Consider the following 12,460-nt stretch of genomic DNA (forward strand, 5'->3'; position numbering starts at 1 on the left):
GACTGGCCACCCTGGTTGCCGCCCTGCTGGCCACCCTGGTTGCCGCCCTGCTGACCGCCCTGGTTTCCGCCCGACTGGCCACCCTGGTTGCCGGCAGACTGGCCGCCCTGGCTTCCGCCCTGCTGGCCACCCTGGTTGCCGCCGGACATGCCGCCCTGGTTGCTGCCCTGCTGGCCACCCTGGTTGCCGCCCTGCTGACCGCCCTGGTTGCCGCCCTGCTGGCCACCCTGGTTGCCGCCCTGCTGACCGCCCTGGTTGCCGCCGGACTGGCCGCCCTGGCTTCCGCCCTGCTGACCACCCTGGTTGCCGCCAGACTGGCCGCCGCAACCACAATTTCCCTTGTCACCGCCCTTGTCGCCGCCGCGATCGCCAGCCTTGTCGCCGCCGCGATCGCCGCCCTTGTCGCCGCTGCGATCGCCGCCCTTGTCGCCGCTGCGATCGCCGCCCTTGTCGCCGCCGCGGTCACCGCCCTTGTCGCCGCTGCGGTCACCGCCCTTGTCGCCACCGCGGTCGCCGCCCTTGTCGCCGCCCTTGCCGCCCTTGCCGCCGCCGCGATCGCCGCCCTTGTCGCCACCGCGGTCACCGCCCTTGCCGCCGTGATCCTTTCCATCACGGCCACCATGGTCGCGGTCGCCGTGATCGCGGTCGCCGTGATCGCGGTCGCCGTGATCGCCTTGGCCCTTGTCGCCATGGTCGCGGCCCTCGTGGCCGTCCTTGCCGTGGTCACGGCCGCTCTGGTCCTTGCCCTTGCCGTGATCGCGATCCTTGCCGTTACCGCCTTCGCCGTCATTGCCCTTGCCGCCGCCATTGGCCGGGTTGGTCACGACCGTGCTGGGCTTTTCGGGGCTTGGGGCAACCGGGCGCTCAACCCGCGGCGGCGTGGGGATCGAGGCCGGAGCGATGAATCGTACTCCGCCCCGGGGATCCGTCTGGAACCCCGAGCAGCCTCCGCGCTGCTCTCCGGCAACGTAGCGGCAGTCATTGTTGTTGCTGGCCGACGCAACCGTCGTCCCGAGGGCGGTCGAGGCGCTCAGGATGAAAGCGAGGGCGAACACCTTACGCATGGCAAAATCCTCCTTCTCGCGCGACCCATGGGGTGCGCGTCGCCTCCCGGCGAATTCGATGGTCGTGAGGGCCTTCGCGGCTTCCGGCCCGTGATGTCCGGTGCCGGCGTCGATGTCGGACGTGCCTCACTCGATGAAGAAGGGACTACCTCTTTTTATTAAACTTGCCTATATTGTAGTCTTATTAATGTTAATCTGCTCAACTCACAGCCAAGGCTTCCAAGCCAAATTAGCAATATTTCTCATTGGTTTGACGAGATTTTGGATTTGTCCTAACCCTTAAGCTCTACCGCTTTCAATTCTGCCCGCTGTTAAGCTCATGTCCTTCACGGTTCATCGAACGAGGGCCAGAATCTCCCGGAAGCGGGGGTGGTGGGCGGCTTCCAACCATTCGAAAATCGCCATTTCCGCCGTCACCATCTCCGCCCCGTTCTGGCGCATCCGATCGATGCCCGCCGCACGGCTTTGCGGCGTGCGGGACCCGACCGCATCGGAGAGCACGAAGACCCGCCGGCCGCGGTCCAGCAGGCCGAGGACGGTCTGCAGCACGCAGACATGGGTCTCCCAACCGCCCACGACCACGTCCCGCACGTCCCCCAATGCCCCGGTGAAGGCGTCGGCGCGGCACGCGTCGAAGGTCATCTTTGCCAGCACCGCGTCGCCTCCGGCCGGCCGGAGCTCCTCGGCGGTCGCGCCGAGCCGCGCCGGGTTCTGCTCCGTGTAGACGACGGGGACACCCAGCAGCCGCGCGGCGGATGACACGCGTGCCGCTTCTCTCAAGGTGCTGTCGGCGTCGTCGATGACCGGCCTCAGCCGTGCCTGGAAATCAATCAGCAGCAGGGCGGAACGGCGGCGGTCGATGGTGGCTGGCATTTGTCGGATCTCCGGGACGTCGCGGAACGGCCGTGATGGACGGTGCATACTATCGCTGGGCCTGACAAGGCGCGCACCCGGCGGCAGCATGGTCGGGCGGCCAGCAGGCTCGCGCCCGCCTGTTCTGCCGCAAGGAGTGACCTCGCCCGTGCCGATGACCTATTTCAACGAACTTCTGCAGAGCATCGCAGATCGGGGCCGGGCCATGATCGGTCCCAGCCGCGCCACGGGATCGCGCAGACCGTTCGAGCAGCTCTACGAGGCGCTGCTGTCGGGTCGCGGCGAGGCCTCGGGGGTCGCGCTGGCCCGCGACATCCTCGACCGCTACGAGGCGCTGGACCCGGCCGGCCGGCGCGACGCCCTCGTCACCATGGCGGAGCGCTTCGGCCCCGAGCATGAGCGGCTGGAGAAGGCCATCGCCGCCTATCGCGAGACGCCGGACCACCGCAGCCTGATGGAGTTGCACAATGCATCCGAGCCGCGCCGGCAGGAGCTGATCCGCCGGCTGAACCTGTCGCCCAACGGCACGCTGCGCCTCGTCCGGATGCGCGAGGATCTCCTGCTCATGCTGAGCGAGGAGCCGGGCCTGCAGGCGCTCGATGCCGACTTCCAGCATCTCTTCGCATCGTGGTTCAACCGCGGCTTCCTCGTCCTGCGCCCGATCGACTGGCAGACACCCGCCAACATCCTAGAGAAGATCATCCGCTACGAGGCCGTGCACGCCATCGAGAGCTGGGACGACCTGCGCCGCAGGCTGGAGCCGGTGGACCGGCGCTGCTTCGCCTTCTTCCACCCGCAGATCGTCGACGAGCCGTTGATCTTCGTGGAGGTGGCGCTCACCCCCGGCATTCCGTCCGCCATCGGACCGCTGCTCGCGGGAGACACCCGTCCGCTGGCCCTGAAGGACGCCACGACCGCCGTCTTCTACTCCATCTCGAACTGTCAGGACGGGCTGCGCGGCGTGTCCTTCGGCAGTTTCCTCATCAAGCAGGTGGCGGAGGAACTCGCCCGGCAGGTGCCGAGCCTCGGCACCTTCGTTACGCTGTCCCCCCTGCCCGGCTTCGCGCGCTGGCTCGACCGCGAACGGCGCGGCGACAGCAACACGTTCCTCGGGCCGGCGGAACGGGCGACGCTCGAGGTGCTGGACGATCCCGCATGGCTGGCCGAGGCCGGCGAATCCGACGATTTGCAGCGAGTGCTCCAGGCGGCCGCTGCACAATACCTGCTGCAGGCAAAGGGAGCGGGGAACCGCCCTGCCGACCCCGTCGCACGGTTCCACCTCGGCAACGGCGCGCGGCTGGAGCGCGTCAACTTGCTTGGCGATCCGTCGCCGCGGGGGCTGGCACAGGCCTATGGCTTCATGGTCAACTACCTCTATGCGCTGGCCGACATCGAGAAGAACCACGAGGCGTACAGCAACCGGGGCGAGATCGCCGCGGCGCCCGGGGTCCGGAGCCTGATCCGCCGGCGAGCGCGCAAGGACGCCGCGCAGGCCTGAGGCCGCCCGAGCACGCCAGAAAGGTTGTGGCCGATGAGTGGAAACCTGTTCGGGCTGATCGCATCCCGCATGCCAGGCCGGGATGCCGTCTTCCTAGAGACCGACGAGGGCCGCGTCCTCACCTATGGCGGCCTGCTCGACGCCACGGCCCGCTATGCCCGAGCCATCGAGGGGCTGGGCGTGGCGCCGGGAGACCGCGTCGCGGTCCAGGTCGAGAAGTCGCCGGAAGCGTTGATCCTCTACCTCGCCTGTTTGCGCGCCGGTGCCATCTACCTGCCCCTCAACACCGCCTACACGCTCCCGGAGGTGGACTACTTCGTCGGCGATGCCGAACCGCGGCTCCTGGTCGTCGGATCGGATCGTCGTGAGGCGGCCCAGACGCTTCCGGGCCTGCCGCACGGCGCCCGTGTCGAGACGATGGACGCGGACGGCACCGGAACGCTCCCGGATCGCGCCGCCCGGGAGGCGCCTTCCTTCAGCGACGTGGTGCGCCAGCCGCACGACCTCGCCGCCATCCTCTACACGTCGGGCACGACCGGGCGGTCGAAGGGAGCGATGCTCTCCCACGACAACCTCGCCTCGAACGCCGAGGTGCTGCGGGAAGCCTGGCGCTTCACCGAGCGGGACGTGCTGCTGCACGCCCTGCCGATCTACCACACGCATGGACTGTTCGTGGCCACGAACACCGTCCTTCTGGCCGGCGGGTCGATGCTGTTCGTGCCGCGCTTCGAGCCCGACACGGTGATGCGGCTGATGCCGCGCGCCACCACCATGATGGGCGTGCCGACCTTCTATGTGCGCCTGCTGCAGCACCCCGGGCTGGACAGGGCCGCGACCGCACACATGCGGCTCTTCGTGTCCGGCTCCGCCCCGCTGCTGGCAGAGACGCATCGCGAGTGGCGAGAGAGGACGGGCCACGCCATCCTCGAGCGCTACGGGATGACCGAAACCAACATGAACACCTCCAATCCCTACAAGGGCGAGCGCGTGGCGGGCACTGTCGGCCCTCCCCTGCCTGGGGTCTCCCTGCGCGTTGCCGAGCCCGAGAGCGGCAGGGTGTTGCCGCAGGGCGAGATCGGCGTGATCGAGGTCAGCGGGCGCAACGTCTTCCGCGGCTACTGGCGCATGCCGGAAAAGACGGCGGCCGAGTTCCGCAAGGACGGCTACTTCATCACCGGCGACCTCGGCCTCATCGATGCCCGCGGCTACGTGACGATCATCGGCCGCAGCAAGGACCTGGTGATCACCGGGGGTTTCAACGTCTACCCGAAGGAGGTCGAGGCGGAGATCGACGCCATACCCGGCGTGGTCGAAAGCGCCGTGTTCGGCGTGCCGCACCGCGACTTCGGCGAGGGCGTGACGGCGGCGGTTGTCCGGAAGCCGGGTTCGCATCTCGGGGAAAACGAAATTCTCGAAGCCCTGCGGCCGCGGCTTGCCAAGTTCAAGCTGCCGAAGCGCGTGCTCTTCGTGCCCGACCTGCCGCGCAACACCATGGGCAAGGTGCAGAAGAACGCGCTGCGAGAGACGTGGCGGGATCTCTACGCCGAGCCGGACCCGGCAAAGGATGGCCCCGGGCACTGAGACGAGGAATACGCAATGCGGGTGATCGTTGTCGGCGCAGGCGCGATGGGGTCCATCTTCGGGGCGGCCCTGGCGCGGGCGGGATGCGAAGTCGCGTTCTGCGACGTCCGGCCCGAGGTCACGGCTTCCCTCGTCCATCCCGGGCTGACGCTCGAAGGTGTGCTGGGCGAGAGCGTGACGCCGTTCGAGGCAAGCACGGACCCCGGCGCGCTGGGCCTCGCGGACATGGTGCTCGTGCAGGTGGACTCCGCCGCCACAACCGAAGCTGCCAACATCGCGAAGTTCTGCCTGAAACCAGGCGGCTATGCGCTGACGCTTCAGAACGGTATCGGCAACTGGGAGGCTCTGGCCGCGGTGCTGGGGCGGGACAGGGTCATCGCTGGATCGACCTACAACAGCGGCGCGGGCCTTGGCCCGGGGCACGTCCTGCACACCAACCTCGGGTCCACGGAGATCGGGGAGATCGACGGCAGGCCGAGCGACCGGTGCCTGCAGGTGGCACGCCTGTTCAGCACGGGTGGCCTGCCCACGACGGTGTCGGATAATGTGGTGGGCGTGGTGTGGAGCAAGTTCGTCCACAACTGCGCCATCAACCCCGTCAGTGCCATCACCGGGTTGCGCCCGGGGGAGATCGCGCGCGATCCAGGGGCGTCGCGGCTCGTGGACCTCGTCCTGGACGAGGTGCTGGCCGTCGTCGCGGCCGCCGGGGTCCGGCTGCCCGAGGACGACCCGCGCGAGCACATCCGGGACCATTGCTGGGAGCGCTACAACCGCCCCTCGATGCTGCAGCACGTCGAAAGCGGGCGAAAGACGGAGATCGACGCGCTCAACGGTGCCCTCGTGGCGCATGGCCGGCGGCTCGGGATTCCGACGCCGGTCAACGAGGCCGTTGTCGCGGCCGTGAAGGGCCGGGAGGCCGCTACCCATTCCGACGCGAGGCCGGAGGCCGAGCGCGAGGCTGCGGCCAGGGCCGACGCGCGCGGCCCCAGGTGGGGCACGGCGTGAACGGACCGAGTCTACTCTGGAAGTACTTCAAACTACGTAGATTGGAATGATTTCAGACTAGCTTCTATTGTCGTTCTTGCTTGCACGACACACCGATACATGGTTGTGTCCGCGGCGACGGAGTCCCGTCCCGATTGCAGGACCTTGAATCCTGCGGATTGAAAGGACTGTGCCATGACACTCCAGCGCTTCCGGGCGCCGTGCGCGCGTGCGCGCCAATGCTGCTGCGAAGGCGTCGGGGGACCCTGACCCCCTGCCCCCTCCCGCCAAGATCTTCCCACTGCTTCGTCCGGAGATAGCCGTGCCGCGCCGCCTGCGAACCCTTGTCCTGTCGCTCGCCCTGTCCTGCTCCGCCGCTGCGTTGGCGGCCCCCGCCACGAAGGCTCCCGAGCCCAGGGCCGTGATGGCCCAGTACGCCGACATCGCGCAGGCGATGTTTGACGACGCCCTCGCCTCAGCCAAGACGCTGCAGACAGCCGTCGAGGCTTTCCTCGCCAAGCCGGACGACGCGACACTCGCCGCGGCGCGCAAGGCGTGGATCGACGCGCGCCCCTGGTACATGCAGACGGAAGGCCTTCGCTTCGGAAACCCGATCGTCGACGAATGGGAGGGGCGCGTGAACGCCTGGCCCCTCGACGAGGGGCTCATCGACTATGTCGATACCGGCAGCTATGGCGAGACATCCGACGAGAATCCCCTGTACCGGGCCAACGTCGTCGCCAGCAAAAGCATCCGCATCGGCAAGAAGCAGGTGGACGCGACGACGATCGACACGAAGCTGCTGGAGAGCCTGCAGGAAGCCGGTGGCGTCGAGGCGAACGTGGCGATCGGCTATCACGCCATCGAATTCCTGCTGTGGGGACAAGACCTCAACGGAACGGGCCCGGGTGCCGGCGCCCGTCCCGCGAGCGACTACGACACCGCGTCCTGCACACATGGCAATTGCGATCGCCGCCGGGATTATCTCAAGGCCGCGACGGACCTGCTGGTCAAAGACCTCGCCGAAATGGCGGCCAACTGGAAGCCTGACGGTGCCGCCCGCAAGGCACTGTCGAAGAAGAAGGGCACCGACGGCCTCGCCGTGATCGCGACCGGAATCGGCTCGCTCAGCTATGGCGAGCTTGCCGGCGAGCGGATGAAGCTCGGTGTCATGCTGCACGACCCAGAGGAGGAGCAGGACTGCTTTTCCGACAACACCCACAACTCGCACTACTTCGACGAGGTGGGAATGATCGCGCTCTACAACGCGCGCTACAGGCGTCTCGACGGCAGCGTCGTCGAGGGACCAAGCCTTGCCGCCTATGCAGCCGCGAAGGTCCCGGAGCAGGCAGCGGCGCTGGACAAGGCCATGGCCACGACCCTGGACAGGCTCGCCGCCATCAAGGCCAAGGCAGAAACGGGCGGGATGGCTTACGACCAGATGCTCGCGAGCGGCAACGAAGAGGGCAACAAGCTCATCATGGACGGCGTGGACGGGCTCGTCGCACAGGCCCGCGCGCTGGAAAGCGTCGTCGGCAAGCTCGGCCTCAAGATCAAGGTCGAGGGATCGGACAGCCTGGACGACCCCGCCAAGGTCAAGACCGAGTGAGCCCGGGCAGGACCCACATGCTGTCTCGCAGGCGTGCACTCGGCCTTTTGGCCGGGGCGGCTGCCAGCGTGATCGGGGGGAGCGCCCTTCCCTCCCCCCCACGGCCGGCGATTCTCCCCCGCCGCCGGCCGCAGCGCGAGGCGGCGCGGACGCACGATCTCGTCTTCCGCGCCGCCAAGCGCAAGGCCCGCCTGCTCGGACCCGATGGGCCGGAAACCGCCGTCTGGTCCTACACGGACGAGCTCTTTCCCGTGCTGCGCGCCAGGCAGGGCGACCGGATGTCGGTCACCCTCCGCAACGAACTGCCGCAACACACCTCGGTCCACTGGCACGGCCTGCGGCTGCCCAATGCGATGGACGGCGTCCAGTATCTGACGCAGCCGCCGGTCCAGCCGGGCGAGTCCTTCCACTACGATTTCACCCTTGCCGACACCGGGACGTTCTTTTTTCACCCGCACTGCAACGAGAGCGGCCAGGTCGGGCACGGCCTCGCGGGTGTCCTGGTGGTCGAGGGCGACGAGGTCCGGACACCGGACGCCGACATCGTTCTTGCCGTAAAGGACTGGCGGCTGAACCCCGACGGCACCTGGATGGAGTTCGTCACGCCGCAGGGGGCGGCCAGGGCGGGGACCTTCGGCACCGTCCGTCAGGTCAACGGCCGTCCGGGCTTCGTCCAGGCTGCGCGGCCGGGATCGGAGATCCGGGTGCGTCTGCTCAATCTCGATTCAAGCCGCGTGCTGGAGGTGGGCGTCGAGGGCGGAGAGGCGGCGCTGATCGCCGTGGACGGCCACCCGCTGCCACCCGTCGCTCTCGACGCGTCCGGCGTCGAGACGTGGCGCATGGGACCGGCGATGCGTGTCGATCTGCTGGTGCGCGTGCCGCCCGCCGGTGGCGCCCTTCGGATCGTCGACTACTTCTCCGCGGAGCCTTGGGAGATTGCCCGCTTCGAAAGCGCCGGCGAGGCGCGGCCTGGCGCGAGGCGCAGCTTCGATCCCCTGATCCTCTCGGCAGCCGACATCTTGGTGCCGGATATGAAACGTGCCGAGCGCCTGCCCTTCGCCTTCTCGGCTGCGTCCTCGTCGATCACCAGCTTCGCGGAAGGCCTCGACCCGGCCGATCCGCTCACCAAGGTGCTGATGGACAGCCTGTGCGTGCGGGACGAGACCTACTGGGCCATCAACAAGGCCTCGTGGCCGGCCGGCGGCCACCTCAACGTGCCGCCTCCCGTCGCGGTGCTGAAGGCGGGCAGGAGCTACGTCTTCGAACTGATGAATGCCACGCCACACCCGCACCCCATCCACCTGCACGGGCACGTGTTCAAAGTGCTCTCGACATCGCGGACGAAACTCCCGGAGTTTCACGCCGACACGGTGCTGCTGTCTCCCAAGGAGCGGGTCGAGATCGCCTTCGTCGCCGCTCCCGGCGCCTGGATGTTCCACTGCCACATCCTCGAGCACCTCGAGACAGGCATGATGGGGTGGCTGAGGGTCGAGGCATGACTTCCAGGGCCGTGTTCCTGCCGGTGGTCATGCTGGCGGCGGCTATCGCCCAAGGCGTGCCTGCCGCGGCCGGCGACCTCGGCGCCGCCATCGGTGGCCGCCTGTTCGATCGTGCCTGGGTGCCGGCTCCGTCCTCAACGAAGGCCAATGACGGGCTGGGTCCGCTCTACAATGCGCGCTCCTGTTCCGGTTGCCATGAGGGTGGCGGCCGGGCCGACGCGGGCGCCCACCGGCTCCCCGCCGGCCTCGTCGTCCGCCTCGGCGACGCGCAGGGCCGTCCGGACCCGGTTTACGGCTTCCAGATCCAGACACAGGCCGTACCGGGCGTCGCACCCGAAGCGATCGTCGGCCGCTCGAGCCGGCGACCGGACATCACCGGCCTCGCTTATGGTGCACTCGATGCCGGGACCCGCGCCAGCTTTCGCGTGGCGCCCGACCTGCACGGGCTCGGCTTGCTGGAGGGCGTACCCGACGCCGCCATCGAGGCGATCGCTGCGGCGCAGGCCGTGAGTCCGGATGGCGTGCGCGGGCGCGTCCACCGCCTGCCGGACGGGCGCATCGGACGTTTCGGCTGGAAAGCGGGCCAGCCCACCATCGAGGCGCAGATCGCATCCGCCTTTTCGATCGACCTCGGCCTGTCGACCTCGCGCGCTCCCGCCCCTTGGGGAGACTGCACCTTCGCCGAGAGAGCCTGCATCGATGCGCCTCATGGCGCCCGCGCGGAGATGTCCGAGGGCGGCCCCGAAATCGGCGACGCCATCGTCGACGCGCTCCGCGCCCATGTGGCGGCGCTTCCCGCGCCCGCCTCGACCAGCGCGGGCGGCAGGGGCGCTGCACTCTTCGCGTCGACCGGCTGCGCAACATGCCATGTGCCGGTCCTCCCCGGCCGGGACGGCGCGCCGGTGCGGGCCCTTACCGACCTGCTCCTCCACGACATGGGGCCCGGCCTCGACGGATACTCCGGCGACGGGGAGGCCTCGGGACGGGACTGGCGGACGGCTCCCCTCTGGGGTCTCGGGCAGAACGAGGCCAAGGGACTTCTTCACGACGGCAGCGCGGCCACGATTGCCGAGGCTATCGACCGGCACGGTGGAGAGGCCGAACGGGCCCGCGACCGGTACCGCGCTCTGTCAGCCCGCGACAGCGCAGCGCTTCTCGCCTATCTCGCCAGCCTCTAGGATCCGGCATGTCCAGAATCCTGCTCCTCCCCGCCGCTCTCGCCGCAGCTACCCTCGCCATCCCGGCACCGCCCGCGAGAGCCGCGGACGACGTGGCCGTCGCGACGCGCGTCGCCGAACAGTTCGCCATCCCACGGTATCGCGCGCTGGCCGATGCGGCGCAGTCGCAGGAGGCGGCCTGGAAGGGCTTCTGCTCGACACGGGCTCCCGGCGGATTCGCCGACCTCCGCGCCGCCTTCGCGAAAACGGCCGACGCGTGGGCGTCCGTCGAGGTGGTGCGCTACGGCCCGATCGCCCAGGATGATCGCTACGAGCGCATGGAGCACTGGCCGGAGCGCAAGAACGCCGTCGGGAAGGGCGTCGCCGCGCTGCTCTTGGGCAGCGGTCCCGACGATCTCGCGCCATCGAAGTTCCGCCAGTCCAGCGTCGCCGTGCAGGGCCTCTCGGCGATGGAACGGCTTCTCTACGACGGCGAGGATCCTTCTGCTGCGCTGACGGCAGCGACGCCGGCAGCCGTGCGCCGCTGCGCAGTCGGCACGGCAATCGCGGGCGGTATCGCGGCTGTCGCGGGCGACACGCTGGCGGGCTGGCAGGGGTCGATGCAGGCGACGCTCAAGGACCCCGGTCAGGCGAAGGAGGCCGTCACCCGCATCGCGACCGACCTGCTGGCCATGCTGCAGGAAACCGACGAGGCAAAGCTGAAGCCGGTCTTCGGAGAGACCGCCGAAGCGGCGAAGCCGACCTCCGCCGAGTACTGGCGATCCGGCCGGAGCGCCCGCACGATCGAACTCAACCTCGCGTCGGTGGCCGAGCTCACCCGCGTCATGATCGGCGGGGCCGAGGGCGCGGATACGGCTGTCGAGACCGCCGACGGCGCAGCCTCCATCGCCGGCAGCATGCCGGCGGATATCGGCCCGACCGCCCAGGACGACAAGGCGCGGCGCCGCATCCAGCTCCTCCTCACGGCCGTGCGGTCAGCGCGGCAGACCGCCTCCATGGTCCTGCCCGCGGCACTCGGCATCACACTGGGGTTCAATTCTCTCGATGGCGATTGACAGGCGTACCCTCGTCGCCGCGCTCGGTTCGGCCGCGGCGCTGTCCCTGATCGGCGGCCGGGCACGGGCGGCAGCGCCGACCGTCTTTGCCGGCGCGCGCATGGATGCGGCGGGCAAGGCCTCGCTCGCCGTGTTCGACGCCGGCGGTGCCGAGATCTTCGCGACCGACCTGCCGGGGCGCGGGCACGACATGGCCCGCTCGCCGGACGGGCAGATGCTGGTCGTCTTCGCCCGCCGGCCCGGGAACTGGGCGGTGGCCGTCGACCGCAACGGCAACGTCCGGCACACCATTCTCTCCGCGCCGGGCCGCCACTTCTTCGGCCATGGCGTGTTCACGCCGGACGGGCGATTGCTGCACGCCACCGAGAACGACTACGACGGCGGCCGGGGCATGGTGGGCGTCTACGACGCCACGGACGGTTTCCGCCGCGTCGGCGAGTTCCAAAGCAATGGCGTCGGGCCGCACGACGTCGCGCGCATGCCGGGGCGCGACCTCATCGCGGTCGCGAACGGGGGAATCCAGACGCACCCGTCCACCGGACGCGACATCCTGAACAAGGACGCGATGGCGCCCAACCTGTCGCTGGTCGATTCGGGCGGGACGGTGCGCGCCAGCTTCGACCTCGGGCCGCGCATGCATCTCTCCAGCATCAGGCACATCGCGGTGGCCGCGGACGGGGCGATCGCGTTCGGCTGCCAGTTCGAAGGAGAGTCGGATGACGCGCCCTCGCTGGTCGGCATCGTGTCTCCGGACGGCGCGGTCCGGCTCTTCGACATCCCGGACGAGGACCTCGCCGCCCTCGCCAACTATGTCGGCGCTGTCGCCTTCGACTGCGATGACCAGGTCGTTGCAGCGGCCTGTCCGCGCGGTGGCCGCGTCGCCTTCTGGAACCGGGAGGGCCGCTATCTCGGGTCCCGTCGCCACCCCGACGGATGCGGCATCGCTGCAGCACCCCCCGAGTCGGGGCTTTTCGTGATCACCTCGGGCAATGCCGGCGTCCGGTTCGTCGCGCCGTCGAAGGCCGATCTCGCCCGCCTCGGCGGCTCGGCGCTCGACCGCTGGGTCTGGGACAATCACCTGCGCGTGGTGTGAAACCGGTCCTCGGGGCCGGCCCCATC

The 12,460-nt window shown here is 69.2% G+C and carries 9 protein-coding genes and 1 pseudogene; 8 read left to right on the forward strand and 2 right to left on the reverse strand.

Annotation, left to right across the window (positions count from 1 at the left end; all coding sequences use genetic code 11):
* Both AC5JCN_RS07235 and AC5JCN_RS07240 read right to left on the reverse strand, forming a co-directional pair.
* Positions 1 to 1,064, reverse strand: a pseudogene (locus tag AC5JCN_RS07235) (hypothetical protein); the annotation flags it as partial.
* 333 nt (positions 1,065 to 1,397) lie between these two features.
* Positions 1,398 to 1,937, reverse strand: a complete 540-nt coding sequence (locus tag AC5JCN_RS07240; RefSeq protein WP_495754365.1) for an isochorismatase family protein — start codon at positions 1,935 to 1,937, stop codon at positions 1,398 to 1,400.
* 154 nt (positions 1,938 to 2,091) lie between these two features.
* On the opposite strand from AC5JCN_RS07240, the gene AC5JCN_RS07245 reads away from it, so the two are divergent.
* The 8 genes from AC5JCN_RS07245 (at position 2,092) to AC5JCN_RS07280 (ending at position 12,434) form a co-directional block, all read left to right on the forward strand.
* On the forward strand, positions 2,092 to 3,435 hold the full coding sequence (locus AC5JCN_RS07245) for a malonyl-CoA decarboxylase (protein ID WP_495754402.1): 1,344 nt from the start codon (positions 2,092 to 2,094) through the stop codon (positions 3,433 to 3,435).
* A gap of 33 nt (positions 3,436 to 3,468) precedes the next feature.
* Positions 3,469 to 5,016 (forward strand): malonate--CoA ligase, encoded by a 1,548-nt coding sequence (locus AC5JCN_RS07250; protein WP_495754366.1) that lies wholly within the window; start codon positions 3,469 to 3,471, stop codon positions 5,014 to 5,016.
* 15 nt (positions 5,017 to 5,031) lie between these two features.
* Complete coding sequence (locus tag AC5JCN_RS07255) at positions 5,032 to 6,021, forward strand: ketopantoate reductase family protein (protein WP_495754367.1); 990 nt, start codon at positions 5,032 to 5,034, stop codon at positions 6,019 to 6,021.
* Positions 6,022 to 6,322: 301 nt separating this feature from the next.
* Positions 6,323 to 7,609, forward strand: coding sequence for an imelysin family protein (locus AC5JCN_RS07260; protein ID WP_495754368.1), 1,287 nt, complete (start codon positions 6,323 to 6,325; stop codon positions 7,607 to 7,609).
* A 17-nt stretch (positions 7,610 to 7,626) separates the two neighbouring features.
* Positions 7,627 to 9,108 (forward strand): multicopper oxidase family protein, encoded by a 1,482-nt coding sequence (locus AC5JCN_RS07265; RefSeq protein ID WP_495754369.1) that lies wholly within the window; start codon positions 7,627 to 7,629, stop codon positions 9,106 to 9,108.
* Positions 9,105 to 10,286, forward strand: coding sequence for a di-heme oxidoredictase family protein (locus tag AC5JCN_RS07270; RefSeq protein ID WP_495754370.1), 1,182 nt, complete (start codon positions 9,105 to 9,107; stop codon positions 10,284 to 10,286). Before AC5JCN_RS07265 ends, AC5JCN_RS07270 begins: the two co-directional genes overlap by 4 nt.
* 8 nt (positions 10,287 to 10,294) lie before the next feature.
* Positions 10,295 to 11,341: an imelysin family protein gene (locus AC5JCN_RS07275; protein WP_495754371.1), complete on the forward strand. Its 1,047-nt coding sequence runs from the start codon at positions 10,295 to 10,297 to the stop codon at positions 11,339 to 11,341.
* Positions 11,331 to 12,434, forward strand: a complete 1,104-nt coding sequence (locus AC5JCN_RS07280; protein WP_495754372.1) for a DUF1513 domain-containing protein — start codon at positions 11,331 to 11,333, stop codon at positions 12,432 to 12,434. The genes AC5JCN_RS07275 and AC5JCN_RS07280 overlap by 11 nt, the downstream gene beginning before the upstream one ends.
* Positions 12,435 to 12,460 lie beyond the last annotated feature (26 nt).

Source organism: Alsobacter sp., assembly GCF_059501845.1.